Genomic DNA, 357 nt, shown 5'->3' with positions numbered 1-357 from the left:
CCCTTAAGGGTTGTGGGTTCTCCGAAGGCTCCCCCGAGGGGTTTTTTCTACGAAAAAAAATGTAAGTATGACAAAATCTTGTATAAAAATTAAGCCTATAACAGGCTCTTCAGAAAAGCACAATACTCGAGAAATTGAGCCTAAATATTTAATCCAGGGACAAGTCCCAAATATTCATATTGTGGATTCAAAAATTAAAGATGTCCGGAATGAAATTGAAAAGAAATATTTTGAAACCGTAGGACAAAAAATGCAAGCTAAATCTACTCCAATTCGTGAAGCTGTTATTTTACTTCCCGATGATGACAATGATAAAAATTTAGAAAACCTTTTTGCACTTAACGACCAGCTTAAAGA

Annotated in this window: 1 pseudogene; it reads left to right on the top strand. The window is 34.7% G+C overall.

From position 1 onward, the window contains the following. Nucleotides 1-67: 67 nt before the first annotated feature. Nucleotides 68-357: pseudogene (locus FHK88_RS03720) on the top strand (hypothetical protein); the annotation flags it as partial.

Origin of the sequence: Psychrobacter sp. I-STPA6b (genome assembly GCF_020662265.1) — a bacterium.
Taxonomy (GTDB): Bacteria; Pseudomonadota; Gammaproteobacteria; order Pseudomonadales; family Moraxellaceae; genus Psychrobacter.
The sequence above is the reverse complement of the archived record's forward strand: the minus strand, read 5'-3'. Positions and strand labels throughout refer to the sequence as shown.